This window comes from Clavibacter davisi, assembly GCF_052751415.1.
This window is the reverse complement of sequence record NZ_CP199882.1, coordinates 2,020,681-2,042,528: the sequence shown is the minus strand read 5'-3', so window position 1 is coordinate 2,042,528 and position 21,848 is coordinate 2,020,681. Positions and strand designations below refer to the sequence as shown.

The following is a 21,848-nucleotide window of genomic DNA, read 5'->3' as shown; positions in this document are numbered from 1 at the left end:
ACCTGTGCCGCGCTCGCCGCCGGGCGTATGTTGAGCACGCACCCGAGTCGCCGCCGACCGAGTCCCGTTCCTCGATCCGGCTCGGACGCCCGGGGGCCCGCGCGCCGCCCGCGACCCGCGAGGAGCCGCAGTGAAGAAGCTGATCAACGACCCGAGGACCGTCGCCGAGGAGGCGGTCGCGGGGTTCGCCGCCGCGCACGCCGATCTCGTGCGCCTGAACGCGGACCCGCTGCACGTCCGACGCGCGGAGCCGACCCGCCCCGGACGGGTCGCCCTCGTGAGCGGCGGCGGCAGCGGGCACGAGCCCCTGCACCTGGGCTTCGTCGGGCACGGGATGCTGGACGCCGCGGTGCCCGGCCCGGTGTTCACGAGCCCCACGCCGGATCCCGTCGTCGCGGCCACGCTCGCGGTCGACGCCGGCGCGGGCGTCCTGCACATCGTCAAGAACTACACGGGCGACGTCCTCAACTTCGAGACGGCGGCCGAGCTCGCCGAGGCGGAGGGCGTGCGCGTGCGGACCGTCGTCGTGGACGACGACGTCGCGGTGACCGACTCGCTGTACACGGCCGGCCGCCGCGGGGTCGCCGGCACCGTGCTCGTGGAGCGCATCGCGGGGGCCGCGGCGGAGCGCGGGGACGACCTCGACGCCGTGGCCGCCATCGCCGAGCGGGTGATCGGGCAGGTGCGCAGCATGGGCGTCGCCATCCGCGCGTGCACCGTCCCGCACGCCGGCGAGCCGAGCTTCGCGCTCGAGGACGACGAGATGGAGGTCGGCATCGGGATCCACGGCGAGCCCGGCCGCGTGAAGCTGCCGCTCGAGCCCGTGGACGCGATCGTCGACCGGCTGCTCGACCCGGTGCTGGAGGACCTGGCCGCGCCGGCGGGGAGCCGCGTGCTCCTGCTGGTGAACGGGATGGGCGCGACGCCGCTCTCGGAGCTCTACATCGCCTACGCCCGCGCGGCCGCCGTGCTGCGCGAGGCCGGGCTGACCGTCGCGCGGAGCCTCGTGGGAGACTACGTCACGGCCCTCGACATGGAGGGCCTGTCCCTCACGGTGCTGCTGCTCGACGACGAGCTCACCGAGCTGTGGGACTCGCCCGTGCAGACCGCCGCCCTGCGGTGGGGGAGGTAGCAGATGGCACTCGGGACCGACTGGGTCGTGGCCTGGACCACGGAGGCGGCGCGCGTGATCGCCGAGCGGCGGGGCGACCTCATCGCCCTCGACCGCGAGATCGGCGACGGCGACCACGGCGAGAACCTCGACCGCGGATTCAGCGCCGTGGTCGCGAAGCTCCCCGCGCTCGCCGCGGACGCGACGCCGGCCGACGCGCTGAAGGCCGTCGCGACCACGCTGATCTCCACCGTGGGCGGCGCATCCGGCCCGCTCCTCGGCACGGCGTACCTCAAGGCGTCCGCCGCCGTCGCCGGCCGCGTCGACCTCGACGGGGCCGCGCTGGCCGACCTGCTCGAGGCCGCGGTCGGCGGGATCGTGCTCCGCGGCAAGGCCGAGCGGGGGGACAAGACCATGGTCGACGCCTGGGGTCCCGCCGCCGAGGCCGCGCGCGCCGCCGACGCGGGGACCGCTCCGGCCGACGTGCTCGCCGCCGCGGCCGACGCGGCCGAGCGCGGCGCGGAGGCGACCGAGCCGCTCGTCGCGCGCAAGGGCCGGGCCTCCTACCTGGGCGAGCGCGCGGTCGGGCATCGCGATCCCGGGGCCCAGTCGTCCGCGCTGATCCTCCGGGCGGCGGCCTCGACCGCCCGCGACGCCGAGGGGGCCGCGTCGTGAGCGTCGGCCTGGTCCTCGTCTCGCACAGCGCCCTGATCGCGCACGGCCTCGTCGGCCTCGCCCGCCAGATGGCGCCGACCGTCGCGCTCGTCCCCGCGGGGGGATCCGGCGACGGCACGCTCGACGACGCCGGCATCGGCACGAGCTTCGACGTGGTCGCCCAGGCGCTCGCCTGGGCGGAGGGCGGCGACGGGGTCGTCGTGCTGGCCGACCTCGGATCCGCGTACCTCACCGCCGAGACCGCGGTCGACCTCCTGGACGACGACGCCCGCGCCCGCGTCGTGGTGGTCCGCGCGCCGCTCGTGGAGGGCGCGGTGGCCGCTGCGGTGGCCGCCGAGACCGGCGGGACCCTCGAGGAGGTGGCTGCGGCGGCCGCCTCGGCCGCGAGCGCGGACGCCGCGGAGGACGCCGACGCCGGGCTCGCCCCGGATCCGCGCGCCGACGGCACGGAGCCAGCCCCCGCGGGAGGCGCCGGCACGGTGCGCGGCGAGGCCGTGCTCGTGAACCGCGACGGGCTGCACGCGCGCCCGGCGGCGGACTTCGTCACGCGCGCCGCGGGCTACTCGTCGGCGATCACGGTCAACGGGCAGAACGCCGCGTCGCTCCTGGGCGTCATGGCGCTCGGGCTCACGCGCGGCGCGCACGTCGTCATCGAGGCCACCGGCGACGACGCGGAGGAGGCCGTCACGGCGCTGGTCGAGCTCATCGACTCGGGGTTCGGCGAGGCCTGACCCGCGGCGTCGCGGTCACTCCGCGTCGACGTAGACCCAGGATCCGCGGTGCCGGGCGAAGCGGCTTGCCTCGCGCTGCGCGCCGCGCTCCCCGTCGTGCCGGTACGCCGCCTCGAACTCGACGAGGCCCGTGGCGTCCGCGGGCCCGCCGAGGGCGGTGCGCACGATCGTGAGGCGGAACCACCGGACAGCGGGATCCAGGTCGAGCTCGTCGGGCCGCGTCGACGGGTGCCAGCTCCGCGCGAGGTGCGCGGCGTCCCCGCGCGCGTAGGCCGAGAAGCGCGAGCGCATCAGCCGCTCGGCGGTGGGCGCCGCGACGTCGCCGCGGTGGATCGGGCCGCAGCAGGCGCCGTACGGGTCGCCGCTCGTGCAGGGGCACCACGCGTCGTCGTCGGGCGTCGACCAGGGGGCGTCGGGGGAGAGTCGCGTCACCCCGCGAGCCTGCCATGTCGTCGTCGACGGTCGTGAGCGGAGCAGGATGGGAGGGCGCCCGCCCGGGTGCGCACCCGATCCGAGGAGACGCCATGACCCCCGCCATCGACCTGCTCGTCGACGCCTACGGACGCATCGGCGGGATCGTGCATGAGGCCGTGGACGGGCTCGACGCCGACGACCTGGCCTTCCGCCCGGACGCCGAGGCGAACACCGTGGGCTGGCTCGTCTGGCACCTCGCCCGCGTGCAGGACGCGCAGGTGGCCGATGTCGCGGGCACCCCGCAGACGTGGACGGCCGGGGGATGGGACGCGCGCTTCGCCCTGCCGTTCGACGCGTCCGCCACCGGGTACGGGCAGTCTGCCGAGGACGTGGGCGCGCTCGCGGGCACCGGCCCGGAGCTGCTCCTCGGCTACCTCGACGCCGTGCAGGCGGCGACCCTCGCGTACCTCGCCGGGCTCGACGAGTCGGAGCTCGCGCGCGTCGTGGACGAGGACTGGACGCCACCCGTCACGCTCGCCGCCCGCCTCGTGAGCGTGCTCTCCGACGACCTGCAGCACGCGGGTCAGGCGTCGTACCTGGCGGGGCTGATCGCGCGCCGCGGTTGAGCAGGGCGCGACGGCCGGATCAGCCGGGCAGCTCCGCCTCGATCAGCGACACGATCTCCGGCGCGTCCGGCTCCACGGTGGGCCGGAAGCGGTGCACGGAGCCCGACGGCGTCACGACGAACTTCTCGAAGTTCCATTTCACCCGCCCGGCCTTGCCCTCGGCGTCCGGCGCCTTCGTCAGCTCCGCGTAGACGGGGTGGGCCGAGCGCCCGTTGACCTTGACCTTCTCCATCATCGGGAAGGTGACGCCCCACGTGGTGGAGCAGTACTCGTCGATGGCCTCCGCGGACCCGAGCTCCTGCAGGAACTGGTTGCTGGGGAAGCCGATGACCGTGAACCCGCGATCGCCGTAGGTGCGCTGGAGCTGCTCGAGCTTCTCGTACTGGGGCGCGAGCCCGCAGCGCGAGGCGACGTTGACCACGAGGACGACCTTGTCGGCGTACGCGCCGAAGGTGGTCTCCTCGCCCTGGAGCGTGGTGAGCGGGATCGGGTCGAGCCGGGCGTGGGTCATGTCCCGAACCTAGACCCGTCGCCTGGCAGGGGCCGTGGCGCGATCGCGCGGCAGGACTCCACGACGAGGAGGCCGGCCGCCTCTCGGCGACCGGCCTCCCGGGTGCGGGCGGGCCCGCGGCGGTCGTGCTAGTTCGCGAACTCCGTGACGGTCGCGTCCGCGGCCACCTTGGTCGCGCCCACGTCGACCCCGTGGTACGTGCTCAGCACGTCGACGGTGTCCTGGACCTCGGCGTCGCGCTCGTCGTCGCTCCAACCGAGCGCCTCCTGCAGCACGTCCGCGATCTCCGCGAGCATCTCGTGGGTGACGCCGCCGACGAAGGCGAGGTTCGTGCGGCGGAGGACGACGTCGGCGAGGTGCACCGCGTCCTCGTGCGTGGCGAAGTACGCGATCTCGGCGCGCGTGAGCTGCGGGTCGGTCGCGAGGGGCGTCGACGGCTGCCCGGACAGGACGTCGATGACGCTCGTGGCGCGCGTCCCGTAGCGGTTGAGCAGGCGGTCGACCTGCTCGGTGCCGATGCCCTCGGCACGGGCCGCCTGCGTGGCGATCCAGCGGGCGCGGGCGGTGCTGGAGGACGGGAAGTCCTTGCCGCCGCCGATGGGCATGCCCGTCGTGTCCACGGAGCGCTCGACGCCGAGGCGCGTCGTGGCCTCGGTCGACAGGTGCGCCGACAGGGCGCGGAACGTCGTCCACTTGCCGCCCACGAGGCTCAGCACCTTCGCGTCGGGGAGGCCGGCGATCTCGGTCTCGACGATGCGGTAGTCGCGCGACACGAAGCCGGGCGCGGTGTCCTCGTGGCGCGGCAGCGGGCGGATGCCCGAGTAGCGGTACACGATGTGCTCGCGGTTCAGCTCGATCTGCGGGAAGACGTGCTTGACGAGGTCGAAGAAGTAGTCGACCTCCTCCTCGGTGCAGACGGCCGGCTCGCGCGGGTCGGCGTCGATGTCCGTGGTGCCGATGAGCACGCGGCCCTTGAGCGGGTAGATGAGCACGATGCGGCCGTCGTTGTTCTCGAAGAAGATCTCCCGGCCCTTGGTCGCCTCGAGCAGCTCGGCGTTGTCGACGACGATGTGCGAGCCCTTGGTCCCGCCCATGAACTTCGTGTCGCCGCCCATGGCGTCGTTCGTGAGGTCGGTCCAGGGGCCGGACGCGTTGACGACCACCGGCGCGGTGACGACGAACTCGGTGCCCGAGATCACGTCGCGCAGCTTCACGCCGCCGTCCTGGACGCCCACGGCCTCGAGGTAGTTGGCGCTGCGGGCGTGCTCGCCCGCGGCCAGGCCGTCCTTCAGCACGTCGAGCGCGAGGCGCTCGGGCTCGTGCACGGAGGCGTCGTAGTAGGTGCCCGTGAACTTCACGTCCTTGTTGAGCGCGGGCATGTCCTCGCGGGCGGCCTTGCCGACGCGGAAGCGGTGACGGGGGACGGAGCCGCCGTCGCGCGAGAAGGAGTCGTACAGCGTCATGCCGACGCTGATGAGCAGGGCGCCGCGCTCCTTGGTGGAGCGCTGCTTGTGCGTGAGCATGCGCAGCGGCGCGTTGAGGATGCCGGAGAAGGTGGAGAAGATCGGCATGGTCGTCTGCAGCGGCTTCACGTAGTGGGGCGCGATGCGGATGAGGCCGTTGCGCTCCTCGACGGACTCGCGGACGAGGCGGAACTCGCCGTTCTCGAGGTAGCGGATGCCGCCGTGGATCATGTGCGAGCTGGCGGCCGAGGCGCCCGAGCCGTAGTCGGCGCGCTCGACGAGGACGACGTCGACGCCCTGCAGCGCCAGGTCGCGGAACGTCGCGATGCCGTTGATGCCGCCGCCGATGACGAGCACCTGCGCGCTCGGGCGGTCGTGGATGCGGGCGACGTTGTCCCGCAGGTCGGTCTTCTTCGACGTGGTCACGAGGAGGCTTCTCTCTGTTCGATGCGTGCGTGGTGCGCGTGCTGTCCGTCCATCATCCGCCCGCGAACGGATCCCGCGAAGCCCGTGCACGGATGTGCAAGCATCGTCGGATGGTCGACGGCATCGCGCACGAGCGCACCCAGGACGCCCTGCGCGCGGCGCACCTCTACTACATGCAGGACCTGACGATGGAGGCCATCGCCCGGGAGCTCGGCACCAGCCGCTCCTCGGTGTCGCGGCTGCTCTCGTACGCCCGGGAGTCGGGCCTCGTCGACATCCAGATCCGCTCGCCGCTCGACCTCGCGTCCGTGCTCGGGGAGCAGCTGCACGACCGGTACGGCGTGGTCGCGCACGTCGTCCCCGTGCCCGACCAGACGAGCGACGTCGACCGCGTCGACCGGGTGGCGCTCTCGGCTGCACGGATGCTCACCCAGTACGTCGACTCGAACATGGTCGTCGGCGTCGCGTGGGGCTCCACGGTGAGCGCCGTCAGCCGGTACCTCGTGCCGAAGCCCACCCACAACACGCTCGTCGTGCAGCTCAACGGGGCGGGCAACGTGCGCACCACCGGGATCATGTACGCCAGCGAGATCCTCCGGCGGTTCGGGCAGGCGTACGGCGCGACCGTGCAGCAGTTCCCGGTGCCGGCGTTCTTCGACGACCCCGCCACGAAGCTCGCCCTCTGGCGCGAGAGGAGCACGAAGCGCGTGCTCGAGCTGCAGGAGCGGATGGACATGGTCCTGTTCGGCGTCGGATCCCCGGTCGCCCTCGTGCCGAGCCACGTCTACTCGGGCGGGTACCTCGAGCGGTCCGACCAGCGCGCGCTCGATGCGGACGGCGTCGTGGGAGACGTCTCCACCGTCTTCTTCCGCGAAGACGGGTCGTCGGCCGACATCGCGATCAACGCGCGGGCGAGCGGGCCGGACCTGGCGACGATCCGCAAGGCGCCCCGACGCGTGTGCGTGGTGGCGGGGGCGTCCAAGGCGCGGAGCGTGCGCGGGGCCCTCGCCGCGGGGCTCGTGACCGACATCGTGCTCGACGAGGGGACGGCGCGGGCCCTGCTGCAGTAGCGGGGGAGAGGGAGATGACGGTGGGCGATACCGGACTCGAACCGATGACCTCTTCCGTGTGAAGGAAGCGCGCTACCAACTGCGCCAATCGCCCGTGCTCGCACCGCGGACGGTGCGGATCCATGATGCCATACCGCGGGCGCCGTCGCGGTCACGCCGGTCCCGGCGGGGCCGGCGACGACGGTCCGCTGCGCGACACGCCCGGGCTGGTCCCGAGCGCTCGCCCACCGGATCCGCGTGAACACGGGGCAGCGGGCGCGTGAACGGGGTGCCCGGAGCGGTCGGGCGCGCGTCGTTTTGCACCCGCGCCAGGAGATCGGCTAGAGTCATCGAGCACGCAGGGACGCCGGGAAGCCGGCGGACATCGTGTGAAATGCGGATGTGGCGCAGTGGTAGCGCATCACCTTGCCAAGGTGAGGGTCGCGAGTTCGAATCTCGTCATCCGCTCGACAGGGGCCCCGAGAGGGGTCCCCTTTCACAAGGTGGGAACCACCGGTGGTGGGGTGGCCGAGAGGCGAGGCAGCGGCCTGCAAAGCCGTCCACGCGGGTTCAAATCCCGTCCCCACCTCGAGCAAGTGCATGAGCGATTGGCGCAGCGGTAGCGCGCTTCCCTGACACGGAAGAGGTCGCTGGTTCGATCCCAGTATCGCTCACCACCCAGAAGGCCCCGGGAGACCGGGGCCTTCTTTCTTTCCCCCCGGCGCCTCCTCCGGCCGGCCGGCGCGCGCACGCCCGCCGCTCCCGGCGAGGGGCGGCTCCCGCGCGCCGGTAGTCTGGATCGGTTCCCTCCCCGTCCCGCAAGGAGCCCGCAGTGGTAGACGCCGCCCAGCCCGAGAACCACGACGAGGCCGCGCCCGCGGAGACGACCGCGCCGGTCGAGGCGACGGAGGCGGGCACCGGGTTCACGCTCTTCGGCGACCGCGCGGTCGTCGCCATGCGCATCGGCGGGGAGCTGAAGGACCTCGCGGCAGAGGTCGCCCCCGGCGACGTCGTCGAGCCCGTGCGCATCGACTCGCCCGACGGCCTCGCGATCCTCCGTCACTCGGCCGCGCACGTCATGGCCCAGGCCGTGCAGCAGATCAACCCCGAGGCGAAGCTCGGCATCGGGCCGCCCGTCACGGACGGCTTCTACTTCGACTTCGACGTGGCCGAGCCCTTCACGCCCGAGGACCTGAAGGCGATCTCCAAGAACATGGAGCGCATCATCCGCCAGGGCCAGCGCTTCACGCGCCGCGTCGTCTCCGAGCAGGAGGCCCGCGAGCTCATGGCCGACGAGCCCTACAAGCTCGAGCTCATCGGCCTCAAGGGCGGATCCGGCGAGGAGCTCGGCGAGGACGGCGAGTCCGTCGAGGTCGGCGGCGCGGAGCTCACGGTCTACGAGAACGTCGACGGGAAGACCGGCGAGGTCTTCTGGCGCGACCTCTGCCGCGGCCCGCACCTGCCGAGCACGCGCATGGTCGGGAACGGCTGGGCGCTCTCGCGCGTCGCGGCCGCCTACTGGCGCGGATCCGAGAAGAACCCGCAGCTGCAGCGCATCTACGGCACGGCGTGGCCCACCAAGGACGAGCTGCGCGCGTACCAGGGCCGCATCGAGGAGGCCCTGAAGCGCGACCACCGCCGCCTCGGCGCCGAGCTCGACCTCTTCTCCTTCCCCGACGAGATCGGCTCCGGCCTCGCGGTCTTCCACCCCAAGGGCGGCATCATCCGCCGGGAGATGGAGGACTACTCGCGCCGCCGGCACGAGACGGCCGGCTACGAGTTCGTCTACTCGCCGCACATCACGAAGTCGAACCTGTTCGAGACGAGCGGGCACCTCGACTTCTACAAGGACGGCATGTTCCCCGCCATGCACCTCGACGAGGCGCGGAACGACGAGGGCGAGATCACGCGCCAGGGCGCTGACTACTACCTGAAGCCCATGAACTGCCCGATGCACGTGCTCATCTACCGGTCGCGTCAGCGCTCGTACCGCGAGCTGCCGCTGCGCCTGTTCGAGTTCGGCACGGTCTACCGCAACGAGAAGTCCGGCGTGATCCACGGCCTCACCCGCGTGCGCGGCATGACGCAGGACGACGCCCACATCTTCACGACGCGCGAGCGCATGGCCGACGAGCTGAAGGGCACGCTCGAGTTCGTCCTCTCGCTGCTGCGCGACTACGGCCTCGACGACTTCTACCTCGAGCTGTCCACGAAGGACCCGGAGAAGTTCGTCGGATCCGACGAGGTGTGGGAGGAGGCGACCGAGACGCTCCGGCAGGTCGCGGTCGACACGGGCCTCGAGCTCGTGCCGGATCCCGCGGGCGCCGCGTTCTACGGTCCGAAGATCTCCGTGCAGGCGCGCGACGCCATCGGGCGCACCTGGCAGATGTCCACCATCCAGCTCGACTTCAACCTGCCCGAGCGCTTCGGCCTCGAGTACACGGCGAACGACGGCACGCGCAAGCAGCCCGTCATGATCCACCGCGCGCTGTTCGGGTCCATCGAGCGCTTCTTCGGCGTGCTCACCGAGCACTATGCGGGCGCGTTCCCGGTGTGGCTGTCGCCCGTGCAGGTGGTCGGGATCCCCGTGGCCGAGGACTACGAGGAGTACCTCGGCGGCGTGCTCGACCGGCTCCGGGCGGCGGGCGTGCGCACGCAGCTCGACACCTCGGACGACCGGATGCCGAAGAAGATCCGCACCCACACCAAGCTCCGCGTCCCGTACCAGCTCATCGCCGGCGAGGACGACCGGGCGGCCGGATCCGTGAGCTTCCGCTTCCGCGATGGCACCCAGGTCAACGGCGTGCCGGTCGACGAGGCCGTCGAGCGGATCACGGGCGCCATCGCGCGCCGCGAGCAGGTGGTGACCGCGTGGCCCGTCTGACCCTGTCGGACCACGAGTCCGGGGGAGAGGACGAGCGCCCCGACGTGCGCGTCGACGACCCGGGCCACCTCGCGGGCGTGCCCGACGAGTTCCAGCGCCTGTGGACCCCGCACCGGATGGTCTACATCCAGAAGGGCCAGCAGCCGGACCGCGACGAGTGCCCGTTCTGCATCGCGCCGTCGATGTCCGACGAGGACGCGCTCATCGTGGCCCGCGGCGAGCACGCCTTCGTGCTGCTGAACCTGTTCCCGTACAACAGCGGGCACCTGCTCGTCTGCCCGTACCGGCACATCGCGACGTACGACCTCGCGGGCCCCGAGGAGGTGGCCGAGATCGGCGCGCTCACGCAGACCGCGATGCGCGTCGTGCGCGAGGTGTCGCGGAACGACGGCTACAACATCGGCATGAACCAGGGGCAGGTCGCGGGCGCCGGCATCGCCGAGCACCTGCACCAGCACATCGTGCCGCGATGGGGGCAGGACGCGAACTTCCTGCCGATCATCGCCAAGACCAAGGCGCTGCCGCAGCTGCTGGGCGACGTCCGGGCATCCATCGCAGCAGCCTGGCCCGCCCCGGCGGGCGAATAGGATAGGGATCACAATGACTGACACCAACACCCCCGGACAGGTCGGCTCGAGCCGCGTCAAGCGCGGACTCGCGGAGATGCTCAAGGGCGGCGTCATCATGGACGTCGTCAACGCCGAGCAGGCGCGCATCGCGGAGGACGCGGGCGCGGTCGCCGTCATGGCGCTCGAGCGCGTCCCGGCGGACATCCGCTCGCAGGGCGGCGTCGCCCGCATGAGCGACCCCGACCTCATCGACCAGATCAAGGCGGAGGTCTCCATCCCGGTCATGGCGAAGGCGCGCATCGGCCACTTCGTCGAGGCGCAGGTGCTGCAGTCCCTCGAGGTCGACTACATCGACGAGTCCGAGGTGCTGAGCCCGGCCGACTACGTGAACCACATCGACAAGTGGGGCTTCACCGTGCCCTTCGTGTGCGGCGCCACGACGCTCGGCGAGGCGCTCCGCCGCATCACCGAGGGCGCGGCCATGATCCGCTCCAAGGGCGAGGCGGGCACGGGCGACGTGTCCGAGGCCACCAAGCACATCCGCACCATCAAGTCGGAGATCCGCGCCCTGAGCGCCCTCACGCACGACGAGATCTACGTCGCCGCGAAGGAGCTGCAGGCGCCGTACGACCTCGTGCTCGAGGTCGCGCGGACCGGCCAGCTCCCCGTCGTGCTCTTCACCGCGGGCGGTGTGGCCACCCCGGCGGACGCCGCGATGATGATGCAGCTCGGCGCCGACGGCGTGTTCGTCGGATCCGGCATCTTCAAGTCCGGCAACCCGGTCGCCCGCGCGAAGGCCGTCGTCACCGCGACGGCGCTGTACCAGGACCCCGACGCCATCGCCCAGGCGTCGCGCGGGCTGGGCGAGGCGATGGTCGGCATCAACGTCGCCGATGTCCCCGCCCCGCACCGCCTCGCCGAGCGCGGCTGGTAGCAGGCGGACCGAGCGCCTCCGGTTCCGCGAGGGACGGGACCGCCGGGACGGCGACGGCCGGCGCGGTCGACGACGAGGGGACGAGCGCGGCTCGTCCCCCGGCGTCCGCCGCCGCGACGTCCGCCGCCGCGACGTCCACCGTCGAGGAGACGCGGATGTCGTCGGACGCCGCGCCGACGGACACCGTCCGGGGTCCCGTCCCCAGCACCCATCGCTGGGACGACTCGGACCAGGACGACAGCTCGCGCGCGGTGACGTGCATGCGAACCCGCTTCGACTGACCGGCGGCGAGGTCGACGCGGTCGAACTGGACGAGCTTCGTGGGCGCCTGCGCGATCCCGTCCGGCAGCTCCGAGGACGGACCGACGTAGACCTGCGGGATCTCCGAGCCCGCGACCCCTCCCGCGTCGGTGATCCGGAGGTCGACGTCGATGCCGCCGTCCCCGGTCGCCCGTGCCGAGTAGTCGTCGTAGACGTAGTGCGTGTACGACAGGCCGTGGCCGAAGGCGAACATCGGCGCGAAGCCCTGCGTGTTCTCCGCGGAGGCGTACCAGCGGTATCCCACGTCCAGCCCCTCGGTCCACTTGATCGTCCTCGTCGGCTCGCCCTGCGGCTGGGTGCCGCCCGCCCGCTCGGGATGACCGGCGAACAGGGTCTCCGAGCTGTTCCTCGGGAACGAGATCGTCAGCTTGCCGGACGGGTCGGAGACGCCGTAGAGGGTGTCCGCCGTCGCGGCGCCCCCCTCCTGGCCCGGGTACCACATCTCCAGCACGGCGTCGACGCCCTCCTCCCACGGCATCTGCACGGCGGCATCCGAGTTCACGACCACCACCACGCGGTGGCCCGCCCCGTGCGCGGCGGCGGTGACGCGCCGGATGAGCGCGTCCTGGTCGGCGCTGAGACGCGCGACGTCGCTGGTCGGGGAGACGCCGTCGCCGGTGACCTGGTTCGCGTCGTCGACGAAGACGGCGGAGACGTCGTGCGTGCGTGCTGCCGTCTCGGCCTGCCGCAGCGAGTCCTCGATCGGGGACCAGGCGAAGCGGAACGTCGGCGTCGTCGCGGCGATCGCGGACGGCGCGTACCCCAGCGTCACCCGATGCCGGCCCGCGGTGAGGTCGAGGACGGTCGCGGCGTTCTCGTAGCCCAGGTACTGGCCGTTGCCGGCGGTCGTCCTGATCCCCGCCTCGGTCGAGTACGTGGGGTACGCGTTGGGCAGCACCTTGGCGTCCGGGTCGGTCAGCGCGACGGATCTGCCGTCCACCGCGAGGGTGGCGGTGCTGTTGCTCGCCGGGCGGGTGTCCTGGTTGTACCTGCTGTCGTCGCCGCTGTCGGTGCCGTAGGGACGCTGGGTGAGCAGACGGTACTGGCCGTCCGCCGGCACGTCGAGGTAGCCGGTCCAGGAGTACGTGCTGCCCGGGCGGAGATCCGTCTGGTCGCCGTCGATGGCCGCGTCGGTCGACGTGGTCGAGACGGTTCCCGTCGTGGTCGTGCGGGTGAGGCCGCGCGTGGTGCCGCCCTCGTCGGCGCTGAGCGCGTCCGCCGGGACGGTGGTGCCGAGCAGGTCGATGCCGGGGGCGCTGGTGACGCGGTCGCCGGCGATGGAACGCATGGCCTTCAGCGGGGTGATGTTCGTCCGGTCCCCGAACCCGAGGGCGCGTTCTCCGCCCGGGCCGGCCGGGAGGAGGGTGGCGGACTGCCCCATCACCGCGACGGACCGCTGCGGGTCGAGCGGCAGGGCGCCCCCGTCGTCCTTCAGCAGGACGGCGGACTCCTCCGCGAGCTGGAGCGACTCCTCGATCCCCGCCTGCTCGTCGATCCGGATGGCGTGGTCCGTGTCGTCGACGTCGCCGTGCTGCGGCACCGGCGACCGCACGGCCTCCGGGATGCGGCTGTCGTCGAGGAGCCCGAAGCGCTCGTACTGGTACAGGATCCGGCTCACCGACTCGCGCGCCGCGTGCGCGTACCTCTCGTCGTACGAGTCGGACTGCGGGTCGATGAGCGGCAGAAGCGCGTCCGACGAGAAGTTCGTGGTCGTGAACTCCTGGTCGGTCCCCGCGAGGAGGTCGGACGTGGCCGTGCCCCCGCCGTAGTCCGTCGTGATCCAGCCGGGGAACCCCCACTCGTCCTTCACGATGCGCTGGAGCAGACCCGAGTTCGCGCAGGCGTAGCGGGGCTCGTCCTCCTCGCCGACGATCCGGGACGTCGCGTACGAGCACATCATCGAGCTCACCCCGGCGGACGCGGCAGCCTCGATCGGCGCGAGGTACAGCTCGTGCGCCGCCTGCCCCTCGACCAGCGAGGCGATGTTCTGGTCCTGCCCGTCGTAGGAGCTGACGTGCTTGACCTGCGCGAGCAGCCCGGTGCTCTGGATCCCCTGGATCTCGCGGGAGCCCAGCTCGGAGGCCACGTACGGGTCCTCGCTGAGCGCCGTCATGTCGCGCTTCCACGAGGGCATGCGCACGATGTCGACCTGGGGACCGTAGATGAGGTCCATGTCCATCTCAGCGCCGTCCTCGCCGACCCGCTGTCCGAACCGCGAGAACGCGTCCCGGTCGAACGACGACGCGAGGCCAAGCCGGTTCGGATACGACGTCGCGGCGGCGGACGCCTCGATGCCGAGCGCATCCGCGTGACGGGTCTCGGGGATGCCGAGCCGGGCCACGCCGCGCACGTAGCCGGCCTGGTCGTGGGTGTCCGGGTCGAGGGTGCCGTCGATGTTGGTCTTGTCCGCCCAGCTGCCCTCCATGAGGTCAAGCTCCTCCGTGGGCGTCATCCGGCTCACCAGCCAGTCGACCGTCCGCGTGTGCGGGGCGTTCGCCGCGATCGCCGGCGAGCGGAGCCCGGCGGGGTCGGAGCTCGCGGCGGTCCCGGCGGACGCCTGGGGAGCGAGGCCCAGGGTGGTGGCCGAGACGGCCGCCATCAGGCCGAGGCAGGCCGTCCGGCCGGGTGTCGTGCGTCGTCGCATCGAGGGCTCCTTCCTCCGGTGGTCCTGTGCCGTGCTGGTGGACCGTCGGTGGCGCCTGACGGACCGTGGGCAGGCGGTGCCTGCGTCGGCGACGGCCGCCGGATCGCCGACGATCCGGAGGATCCCCGGCAGGATGCCCGGCAGGATGCCCGCCCCTCGTCATCGCCACGTACGTCTCCGGGCTGTCGGCCGGGCATGGTCGTCCGGTCCTCGCGGCGGCTACGCATCGGAGCCCCCGGCGCCGGGGCCGGGGCCGGCGTCCAGCGCATCCCCGTGCGCCAGGCACCAGGTGAGGGCGAGGCAGGTGAGGGCGTTGTGCACCCGGCCCTCTCCGAGGAGTGCGGCGACGTCGGCGAGTCGCACCCGGCGGACCCGCAGCATCTCCTCGTCGACCGTCATGGTCCAGCGGTCGTCGTCCTCCCGCGGTGCGACGCGGGCGAGGTGGAGGGACGTGATCTCCCCGGTGAAGCCGGGCGAGATCACGAAGTCGCAGAGATGCGCGATGTCGAGGGCCTCGAGGCCGGTCTCCTCCCGCAGCTCGCGGACGGCGGCGTCGCGCGGGCTCTCGCCGGGATCCACGAAGCCCGCGGGCAGCTCGAGGTCGGTCCTCCAGCCGTGCTTGACGAACAGCGCCGGCCGCACCTGCTCCACGAGGTGGACCGATGCGTCCTCGGGGCAGTACGGGATGACGGCGGCGAGGTCGGGAAGGTCGATGCAGTCCACCGACATCCTGCGCTCGGCCACCGGGGACGTCACGGTCAGGCTGTACCGCGTCGTCGGTCTCGATGACGGCTCGCGGGCCACGTCACCGATCCGCATCTCGTCGAGGTGGGGCCCGTCACCGTTCATCGGCGCCACCTCGGGTCCAGGCGGCACCGGGCCACGCCGATCACGTGGCTACTCCGACAGCACGGCACACAACCACTCCTCCACCTCGCCCAGGTCCATCTGCAGCTGCTCCGCAGGGCTGATCGGCCGCCCGCCGAGGACGACGCCCTGCTCTCCGGCGCGGAGCACCGCCGCGACGGCCTCCTGGGACGTCAGGTGCCTCCGGACCAGATCGGCCGCCTCCCGGTCGTGCGGCAGCCCGTACTTCTCCACCACGTGGACGAAGCCGCGCAGCTTCTGCCACCAGACGCTGGCGTTGCCGAGCGGGACCCAGGTCGTCTCCGTCTCCGAATCGAGCGAGACGATGGGCACGACGGCGAGCGGCGTCCCCTCGTGCTGCAGGTAGCCGAGCATGTCGTAGTCCACGCAGAAGTCGAAGACGTCGAGCTCCTCCAGCATCGCCGCGAGGCACGCGCGGTCGAACATCTTGAAGGGGCAGGTCACGTCGCGGAGGATCAGGTCGAAGGCGAGGAGCTGCCGCACCCGCTTCAGGACGTAGTTGGCCGTCGACTCGCTGTCCCGGGAGTCCTGCCAGTGCGAGACGCGCGTGGATCGGCGATCCCCGATGGCGGCTCGGACCCCGCCGGTGAGGAACGGCTCCAGCAGCAGCCCGATCTGACCCAGGTTGTTGCTGTTGTCGCAGTCCGTGAACATGACGTAGTCGTGGCCCCGCGCGGAGGCGCGTCGCAGCCCGAGCAGGAGGGCGCCGCCCTTCACCGAGAGGTCGGCCGCGGCCAGCTTCGACAGCGGCGGCTCCGCGGCGGGCAGCGCGTCGCGCAACCGGAGCAGCTCGACCGACTCGAGCCCGTCCTCCTCGACGATCGCGCGCGCGACCTCCAGGCTCCCCTCGGGGCACTCGTCGTCCACTATGTAGAGCCGCCAGCTGACGGGGGCGTCGCGGAACAGCCACTCCAGCTCGGCGACCTTCGCGCGCAGGGCGTCCTCGCCGGCGGGGTTCCGCTCGGTCCGGGGCTGGAGGCGTCGCGCCTCCTTCCACACGGCGAAGACGATCCCCACGCTCACCGGCTCGGCCAGGCTCCTCACCACGCGCCTCGACGCCGCCAGGTGCGTCACCAGCTCGGCGAGGATCCCGTCCCCGTGCGTCCACGCGAGGACGGTTCCCTCGTCGGTCACGTCCTCGTCGACGAGCCGGTCGGCGACCGCGAAGGCCTCCCTGCGGTACTCCCCGTCGCTCAGGAAGCGGACCAGGTACTCGTCGCTCGGCTCGAGCTTGCTCGTCGTGCTGCTCATCGGTGTTCCTTCCGGTCGTCGGTGCATGCGGTGGCGGGTGGTGTCGCGGGGCGAGGCCCCCGATCCGGCGCCCTGAGCGGGTCAGCTGCCCGGGAGCGTGTCCGGGCGCGGGCTCCGGCGACCACGATCACGAGCGCCCCGATGGCCATGAGCGCGGTGATCGCGGCCGAGGCGCCGTAGACCGCGCGGTAGGGGGCCGGGAAGCCGGCGAGGAGCGCGATGAGCGCCCCGGCGAGGATGGCGCCGACCCGTCGGGTGTTCGTGAAGAGGCCGGATGCGAGACCGGGGCTCGCGAAGGCGTCCTGGAACACGGTGAGCCCCACGCCCGCGACCACCGCGAAGAACCAGGCGTTCAGCGGCTGCAGGGCGAGGAGCTGCCAGGGGTGGGAGGCGAGCGCGGCGGTGCCGTAGTAGACGGCGCCGGAGGCGAAGCCGGTGAGGAGCAGCGACGCCGTGCTCGCGCGTCCGTGGAGCCGGCCGATGACGAGGAGCGCGGGGATCTCCAGGAGCGCGGCCGCGCCGAGGACGACGCCGGCCCAGACGAGCGGGCTGTCGAGGTCGCGCGTGATGAACAGGGACGCGATCGTGACCGTCGCGATGTTGGTGGCCTGCAGCAGGACGAACGCGGTCATCGTCGTCCAGCGCGACCAGCCGCGCAGCTGCGCGAGCAGCTTCGGGCGGGCGGCTCCGGCGCCCGCCGGGGCCGTGGATCCGCGCCGGCGCAGCAGGAGCAGGGCGGTGACGACGTTGACGACGCCGACCGCAGCGAGGAGCAGCAGCGCCGCCGGCGATCCCGTCACTCCCGTCCAGAGGGTGGCGAGCGGAGGACCGACGACCCAGGCGAACGAGACGATCGCCCGGGTGCGGATGACCTGGGCGGGCGCCGCCCCCTCGTGTCGGAGCTGCGCGAACAGCAGGGTCGACCCGACCCCGGGCGGCCCGCCCAGCACGACGAGCGCGGCCACGGCCCACGGCAGCGACGTCGTCACCGCCAGGACCACCACCAGCGCGACCCCGGCGACCGCGCACACGAGCAGCGGCCGGAGGTAGTCGCCCGTCCGGTCGGCGAGGACGGGGATCGCCAGCGACGCGATGAAGCCGCCCACGTTGTACGCGCCGAGCGCCCAGCCGACCTGCGAGGGCGTCGCGTCGTACAGCGTGACGAGCAGCACGGCCAGCAGGGGATTGAGGACCGCGAACTGCAGCGCCCAGAACCAGGCCGCGACCGGCCACACCAGCCGTCCGCGCTCCTGCGGGGGAGCCGCCGTCATGTCGGCCCCGCCTGACGGGTCCGACGGACGCCGGCGGTGGTCCGCTCGCTGCGCTCCATGTCCACGATCATCTCCTAGTCCACGAGCCCGAGCGATGCCGCCTGCTCGTGCGCCGCCGAGCTGGAGAAGACGTCCAGCGCCCCGAGGTACGCGAGCAGCTTGGCCGCCGTGGCCCGGTTGTACGCGTGACGGATGTCGTCCGAGAACACGTCCGCCAGCACCTGCTCGATCTGGTCCGGGGGCAGCCCGTACGCGGCGAGCTCGGCGGCGACGGAGGGCCGGTCGGGGTCGAGGAAGACGTCGATGAGCCGGGGGAACAGCTGCGCGACGAACTCGCGCTGCCCGGGATCGAGGCTCCCCCAGAGGTGCTCGAGGTACGCGGCGAAGTACGCGTGGTGGCGGCCCTCGTCCAGCGCGTGGTCGTGGACCGCGTCCGTGACGGCGGGATCGACGCGCACGCCGCGTCCCACGTCCGTGAGCGTGGAGGAGATCAGCGTCTCGGAGACGATCGTGAAGGCCAGCTCGATGAGGCCGGCCAGCCGGGGCTCGTGAAGAGCCTGCAGGCCGCGCAGCCGCACGAGGAAGAAGGGCTCCTCGTCCGCCTTCGGCGGGGCGATGCCCGTCAGCTGCTCGGCCTGGCGGATGAGGTCCACCGAGAAGTAGGCGTGGTACGCCTCGTCGCAGTAGATCTTGAGCGCGTCGAACCGCATCTGCTCGGGGATGGGGACGCGGACGTCCCCGTTGGCGATGCCGAGCGCCACGTGGTTGACCACCAGGTGCTCGAGCTTCGCGGTGAAGTGCAGGTAGCGGTAGAGCTGGCGCGTCTGCATCCCCACGAGCACCTCGGGGCCGAGGGCGCGGACGAGGGGATGCGCGGCGACCGGCACCAGCTCCTCCGGGAACAGGGCGAGGCCCGCGTCCGGCCGCAGCACGCGCCGGGGCGCCGATCGGACGCTCGCGCGCGCGTCCCAGCTGCTGAAGGCGGAGCGGTAGTCCGGCGGAGGCGCGTCCGGCGGGACGCCGGCCGCGTCCGTCGTGCCCTGCGTCCGGGCGACGGGGCAGAAGGCCGCGGCCGCGCAGCCGACGAACAGGCCTACGGTGCCGCACATGACGCACTCCTCTCCGCGGACACGAGGGGTCGGTCGCGAGCCGACGCGACGGCGGGGGTGTCACGACACATCGATGGTCACCGTCCTCGTCTCGAGGAAGAAGCCGAGGCCCTCCTCGGAGCACTCCGCGGGACCGAACTGCGAGGACTTCGCCCCCGTGTGCGCCATGTGCGGGAACGCTCCCGTACCCGCACGGTTGACATGCAGCATGCCGGCCTCCGTCTCGGCGACGAAGCGCCCGACGCTCCGGATGTCGGAGGTGAAGATGGCCGCGGACATCCCGTACTCCACGGAGTTGCCGATGGCGATCGCCTCCTCCAGCGACGATGCCGCGAGGACGACGAGGACGGGTCCGAACACCTCCGTCCGGGCGAGCGGCGCCGTGGGATCCAGCCCGACGATGACGGTGGGCAGCACGAAGTTCCCCACGGTCCCCATGCGCTCGCCGCCGCACAGCACGGTGCCGCCATCCAGGCGGCTCGCCTGCACGGCGTCGAGGCACCGCCGCATGGCGTCCTCGCTGATCAGCGGGCCGAGGTCCGAGCTCGGGTCGTCCGGGGGACCGGGCCGGAGCCGCATGGCGTGCTCGACGATCCTCGCGACCAGCGCATCGTGCACCGGCGCGTGCGCGATGACGCGGCTCGTCGCGGAGCAGCGCTGGCCGGACTGGCCGAACGCGCCGCGCACGACGGCCGTCGCGGCGCGATCGAGGTCGGCGTCCTCCATGACGATGACGGCGTTCTTGCCGCCCATCTCGAGCTGGGTCCTGGCCATCGTCCGCGAGGCGGCCCGGTGGATCGAGCGCCCGACGTCGACGCTCCCCGTGAAGCTGACGGCGCGCATCTCGGCGCGGGAGACCAGCAGGTCCCCGGTGACGCCGTCGCCCTGGACCACCGAGACGACGCCGTCGGGAACCCCGGCGAGCGCGGCGAGGTCGACGAGGAGCTCGGCCGTCCGCGGGGCGAGCGGGGACGGCTTCAGCACGACCGTGCACCCGGCCACGAGCGCCGGGGCGAGCTTCCAGGCCGGGATCGCCAGGGGGAAGTTCCACGGCGTGATGAGGGCGACCGGCCCGACCGGCCGTCGATGCGTCGAGCTCGCCGTGAGCGGGGTGTCGGAGGGGAGCGTCTCACCGCCGGTGCGCCTGCCGAAGCCGGCGGCGAAGCGCACGAGGGCCACCGTGCGCTCGACCTCGCCCACGGCGTCCCGGACCGGCTTGCCGGTCTCCGCCCGGATGCTGGCGGCGAGCTCGTCGCGGTGCGCCTCGATCAGCTCGGCGAGCCGGTGCACGACGTCGCCTCTCCGAACCGCTCCCGCGTCCGCCCAGCCGCGGGAGGCCGACGCCGCGCGCTCCGCCGCCACGCGCACCTGCTCCGCCCGACCCGCCGGGAAGGTGCCGAGCACCCTCCCGGTCGATGGATCCGTCTTGACGAGCGCCGGGCCCGCCGTCGCCGTCGCGGCGTCCATGACCGACACCGGCTCAGCCCACCCGCGGGGCGGGCGACTCGGCGGCCATGGCGACGTCGCGGCCGATGGCCTCGTAGCGGGCCTCCCGGCTCACGTGATCGGCCATGTCCTGGAGGTCGAACACCTCCTGCAGGGGCGCGATCGAGTCGTCCACCGCGGCGGCTGAGCCGCACTCGAGGATCGTGCGGAGCGTCGTCCGCGTGGAGGAGATCGCGCTGCGCAGGCCCTGGTTCGCGTAGATGGCCAGCGACGCCCCCATGCGCTGCAGGTCCGTGAGGGTGGTCTCCTTGTAGGTCGTGGGGACGACGACCACGGGCAGCTCGCCGTCGTAGGCCGCGAGGAACCCCTCGATCTCGGTCGCGTCGGCGCGCTTCGAGTGGATCAGCAGCGCGTCCGCGCCGGCGGCCTCGTACGCACGGGCCCGGACCAGCGCCTCGTGCAGGCCGAATCCCGCGATGAAGGCCTCGATGCGCGCGATCACGACGAACGCGTCCGAGGACCGGTTCTCCCGGGCGGCGGCGAGCTTCCCGCAGAAGTCCTCGATCGGCACCAGCGACTGGTTCCCCGCCACGAAGCTGTTCAGCTTCGGGAAGGTCTTGTCCTCGACGCACACGCCCTGGATGCCCGCGGCCTCGTAGGCCCGCACCATGGCGGCGACGTTGGCGGTGCCGCCGAATCCCGAGTCGCAGTCCGCGAGGACCGGGATCCGGACCTTCGCGGCCATCGACGCCGCCACCGCCAGCACGTCGCTCATCGTCAGGATGTTCGCGTCGGGCACGGCCATCGACGCGGAGATCTCGAGCCCGCTGGCCCAGACCACGTCGTATCCCGCCTGTTCGACCAGCCGCGCCGTCAGCGCGTTGTGCGCGCCGGCCGCGCTCCCGATGCGCGCTGAGGTCAGCACGTCCCGGAGCGTCCGTTGCATCGTCATCGTCCCTCTCCTCTCATCTCGTGTCCGTCCGACCGCAGATGCGCGGCGAACCTGTCGCGGAGCTCCCGCGGTGCGAGCGACACGCGGGGTCCGATCGGCCCGGACCTCGGGGCGACCCGGATCCGTGCGAAGGCGGGGAAGCGCGCGATCCCCGCGATCCCCGCGAGCTCGTCCTCGGTCGTGATGTCCAGCACGGTGCGGTACCCGAGCCCGCGGGCGACGGCGGCCAGGTCCCCGGAGGGGGACACGCGCTGACCGCCCGTGCTGCCGTGCTGGCCGTTGTCGAGCACGACGTGCAGGATCCGGTTGCCGCTCCCCGCGACGCTGGCCGCTCCGCTGAGGTTCATGGCCGCGGAGCCGTCGCCGTCGATCGCGATCACCGTCGTCGACGGGAGCTGGATCGAGACGCCGAGCGCCACCGGTCCCGCCATCCCCATCGACCCGACGAGGTAGAGGTTGCCGCCCCTGTCGTGGAAGCCGAACAGGTCCCGCGAGATGTGGCCGCACGTGGCGACCACGGCGGCGTCCGCGTGCGCGTCGAGCAGGGCTCGGAACGCGTCCTCGTACCGCACG

The 21,848-nt window shown here is 72.7% G+C and carries 19 protein-coding genes and 4 tRNA genes; 11 read left to right on the top strand and 12 right to left on the bottom strand.

Going from position 1 to position 21,848, the window contains the following annotated elements; translation table 11 throughout:
• The first annotated feature begins 130 nt into the window (after positions 1-130).
• The 3 genes from dhaK to dhaM are packed head-to-tail and all read left to right on the top strand — an operon-like array spanning position 131 to position 2,517.
• Positions 131-1,132, top strand: coding sequence for a dihydroxyacetone kinase subunit DhaK (dhaK, locus tag ACU4ZT_RS09660; RefSeq protein WP_270981745.1), 1,002 nt, complete (start codon positions 131-133; stop codon positions 1,130-1,132).
• Between the two features lie 3 nt (positions 1,133-1,135).
• Positions 1,136-1,786 carry a dihydroxyacetone kinase subunit DhaL gene (gene dhaL, locus ACU4ZT_RS09655; RefSeq protein WP_445337079.1) on the top strand — a complete coding sequence of 217 codons (651 nt, stop codon included), beginning with the start codon at positions 1,136-1,138 and terminating at the stop codon, positions 1,784-1,786.
• Positions 1,783-2,517, top strand: coding sequence for a dihydroxyacetone kinase phosphoryl donor subunit DhaM (gene dhaM, locus ACU4ZT_RS09650; RefSeq protein WP_445337078.1), 735 nt, complete (start codon positions 1,783-1,785; stop codon positions 2,515-2,517). The genes dhaL and dhaM overlap by 4 nt, the downstream gene beginning before the upstream one ends.
• A gap of 15 nt (positions 2,518-2,532) precedes the next feature.
• On the opposite strand, the gene ACU4ZT_RS09645 is transcribed toward dhaM, so the two are convergent.
• Positions 2,533-2,949 carry a YchJ family protein gene (locus ACU4ZT_RS09645; RefSeq protein ID WP_270981748.1) on the bottom strand — a complete coding sequence of 139 codons (417 nt, stop codon included), beginning with the start codon at positions 2,947-2,949 and terminating at the stop codon, positions 2,533-2,535.
• A gap of 92 nt (positions 2,950-3,041) precedes the next feature.
• Between ACU4ZT_RS09645 and ACU4ZT_RS09640 the strand changes: the two genes are divergently transcribed.
• Positions 3,042-3,557, top strand: a complete 516-nt coding sequence (locus tag ACU4ZT_RS09640) for a mycothiol transferase (protein ID WP_445337077.1) — start codon at positions 3,042-3,044, stop codon at positions 3,555-3,557.
• 19 nt (positions 3,558-3,576) lie between these two features.
• Here ACU4ZT_RS09640 and ACU4ZT_RS09635 read toward each other — a convergent pair whose 3' ends face one another.
• A complete protein-coding gene (locus ACU4ZT_RS09635; protein ID WP_414747881.1) occupies positions 3,577-4,068 on the bottom strand; it encodes a glutathione peroxidase in 492 nt (163 codons plus the stop codon).
• A gap of 128 nt (positions 4,069-4,196) precedes the next feature.
• Positions 4,197-5,957, bottom strand: coding sequence for a glycerol-3-phosphate dehydrogenase/oxidase (locus ACU4ZT_RS09630; protein ID WP_445337076.1), 1,761 nt, complete (start codon positions 5,955-5,957; stop codon positions 4,197-4,199).
• 110 nt (positions 5,958-6,067) lie between these two features.
• On the opposite strand from ACU4ZT_RS09630, the gene ACU4ZT_RS09625 reads away from it, so the two are divergent.
• Positions 6,068-7,027, top strand: coding sequence for a sugar-binding transcriptional regulator (locus ACU4ZT_RS09625; protein ID WP_063071156.1), 960 nt, complete (start codon positions 6,068-6,070; stop codon positions 7,025-7,027).
• 21 nt (positions 7,028-7,048) lie between these two features.
• Here ACU4ZT_RS09625 and ACU4ZT_RS09620 read toward each other — a convergent pair.
• A tRNA-Val gene (locus ACU4ZT_RS09620) sits at positions 7,049-7,121 on the bottom strand.
• A gap of 281 nt (positions 7,122-7,402) precedes the next feature.
• On the opposite strand from ACU4ZT_RS09620, the gene ACU4ZT_RS09615 reads away from it, so the two are divergent.
• The 6 genes from ACU4ZT_RS09615 to pdxS all read left to right on the top strand — a co-directional run bounded on the left by ACU4ZT_RS09615 (position 7,403) and on the right by pdxS (position 11,393).
• Positions 7,403-7,474, top strand: a tRNA-Gly gene (locus ACU4ZT_RS09615).
• A gap of 50 nt (positions 7,475-7,524) precedes the next feature.
• Positions 7,525-7,595, top strand: a tRNA-Cys gene (locus ACU4ZT_RS09610).
• A gap of 13 nt (positions 7,596-7,608) precedes the next feature.
• Positions 7,609-7,683, top strand: a tRNA-Val gene (locus ACU4ZT_RS09605).
• 155 nt (positions 7,684-7,838) lie between these two features.
• Positions 7,839-9,890 (top strand): threonine--tRNA ligase, encoded by a 2,052-nt coding sequence (thrS, locus tag ACU4ZT_RS09600; RefSeq protein WP_063071157.1) that lies wholly within the window; start codon positions 7,839-7,841, stop codon positions 9,888-9,890.
• A gap of 44 nt (positions 9,891-9,934) precedes the next feature.
• On the top strand, positions 9,935-10,477 hold the full coding sequence (locus ACU4ZT_RS09595; RefSeq protein WP_107490168.1) for an HIT family protein: 543 nt from the start codon (positions 9,935-9,937) through the stop codon (positions 10,475-10,477).
• Positions 10,478-10,490: 13 nt separating this feature from the next.
• Complete coding sequence (pdxS, locus tag ACU4ZT_RS09590) at positions 10,491-11,393, top strand: pyridoxal 5'-phosphate synthase lyase subunit PdxS (RefSeq protein ID WP_116055610.1); 903 nt, start codon at positions 10,491-10,493, stop codon at positions 11,391-11,393.
• Here the strand turns inward: pdxS and ACU4ZT_RS09585 are convergent.
• The 8 genes from ACU4ZT_RS09585 to ACU4ZT_RS09550 all read right to left on the bottom strand — a co-directional run bounded on the left by ACU4ZT_RS09585 (position 11,341) and on the right by ACU4ZT_RS09550 (position 21,847).
• Positions 11,341-14,358 carry a glycoside hydrolase family 3 C-terminal domain-containing protein gene (locus tag ACU4ZT_RS09585; protein WP_445337075.1) on the bottom strand — a complete coding sequence of 1,006 codons (3,018 nt, stop codon included), beginning with the start codon at positions 14,356-14,358 and terminating at the stop codon, positions 11,341-11,343. The two genes, pdxS and ACU4ZT_RS09585, sit on opposite strands and share 53 nt — an antisense overlap.
• A gap of 219 nt (positions 14,359-14,577) precedes the next feature.
• On the bottom strand, positions 14,578-15,081 hold the full coding sequence (locus ACU4ZT_RS09580; RefSeq protein WP_270981752.1) for an NUDIX hydrolase: 504 nt from the start codon (positions 15,079-15,081) through the stop codon (positions 14,578-14,580).
• A gap of 174 nt (positions 15,082-15,255) precedes the next feature.
• A complete protein-coding gene (locus tag ACU4ZT_RS09575) occupies positions 15,256-16,497 on the bottom strand; it encodes a glycosyltransferase (protein WP_063071161.1) in 1,242 nt (413 codons plus the stop codon).
• On the bottom strand, positions 16,494-17,768 hold the full coding sequence (locus ACU4ZT_RS09570) for an MFS transporter (protein WP_445337074.1): 1,275 nt from the start codon (positions 17,766-17,768) through the stop codon (positions 16,494-16,496). Before ACU4ZT_RS09570 ends, ACU4ZT_RS09575 begins: the two co-directional genes overlap by 4 nt.
• 74 nt (positions 17,769-17,842) lie before the next feature.
• The gene (locus ACU4ZT_RS09565) at positions 17,843-18,877 is read right to left on the bottom strand and encodes a diiron oxygenase (RefSeq protein ID WP_445337073.1); all 1,035 of its coding nucleotides are present in this window, start codon (positions 18,875-18,877) and stop codon (positions 17,843-17,845) included.
• Positions 18,878-18,937: 60 nt separating this feature from the next.
• Complete coding sequence (locus ACU4ZT_RS09560) at positions 18,938-20,344, bottom strand: aldehyde dehydrogenase family protein (protein WP_063071164.1); 1,407 nt, start codon at positions 20,342-20,344, stop codon at positions 18,938-18,940.
• 13 nt (positions 20,345-20,357) lie between these two features.
• Positions 20,358-21,275, bottom strand: a complete 918-nt coding sequence (locus ACU4ZT_RS09555) for an isocitrate lyase/phosphoenolpyruvate mutase family protein (RefSeq protein ID WP_445337072.1) — start codon at positions 21,273-21,275, stop codon at positions 20,358-20,360.
• Positions 21,272-21,847, bottom strand: coding sequence for a thiamine pyrophosphate-dependent enzyme (locus ACU4ZT_RS09550; RefSeq protein WP_445337071.1), 576 nt, complete (start codon positions 21,845-21,847; stop codon positions 21,272-21,274). Before ACU4ZT_RS09550 ends, ACU4ZT_RS09555 begins: the two co-directional genes overlap by 4 nt.
• Position 21,848: the final 1 nt, after the last annotated feature.

Bases quoted from the DNA above. Each gene is read 5' to 3' on its own strand.
- dhaL (WP_445337079.1), top strand. From the start codon at position 1,136: ATGGCACTCGGGACCGACTGGGTCGTGGCCTGGACCACGGAGGCGGCG.
- ACU4ZT_RS09640 (WP_445337077.1), top strand. From the start codon at position 3,042: ATGACCCCCGCCATCGACCTGCTCGTCGACGCCTACGGACGCATCGGC.
- ACU4ZT_RS09635 (WP_414747881.1), bottom strand. From the start codon at position 4,068: ATGACCCACGCCCGGCTCGACCCGATCCCGCTCACCACGCTCCAGGGC.
- ACU4ZT_RS09625 (WP_063071156.1), top strand. From the start codon at position 6,068: ATGGTCGACGGCATCGCGCACGAGCGCACCCAGGACGCCCTGCGCGCG.
- pdxS (WP_116055610.1), top strand. From the start codon at position 10,491: ATGACTGACACCAACACCCCCGGACAGGTCGGCTCGAGCCGCGTCAAG.
- ACU4ZT_RS09585 (WP_445337075.1), bottom strand. From the start codon at position 14,358: ATGCGACGACGCACGACACCCGGCCGGACGGCCTGCCTCGGCCTGATG.
- ACU4ZT_RS09575 (WP_063071161.1), bottom strand. From the start codon at position 16,497: ATGAGCAGCACGACGAGCAAGCTCGAGCCGAGCGACGAGTACCTGGTC.
- ACU4ZT_RS09570 (WP_445337074.1), bottom strand. From the start codon at position 17,768: ATGACGGCGGCTCCCCCGCAGGAGCGCGGACGGCTGGTGTGGCCGGTC.
- ACU4ZT_RS09565 (WP_445337073.1), bottom strand. From the start codon at position 18,877: ATGTGCGGCACCGTAGGCCTGTTCGTCGGCTGCGCGGCCGCGGCCTTC.
- ACU4ZT_RS09560 (WP_063071164.1), bottom strand. From the start codon at position 20,344: ATGGACGCCGCGACGGCGACGGCGGGCCCGGCGCTCGTCAAGACGGAT.
- ACU4ZT_RS09555 (WP_445337072.1), bottom strand. From the start codon at position 21,275: ATGACGATGCAACGGACGCTCCGGGACGTGCTGACCTCAGCGCGCATC.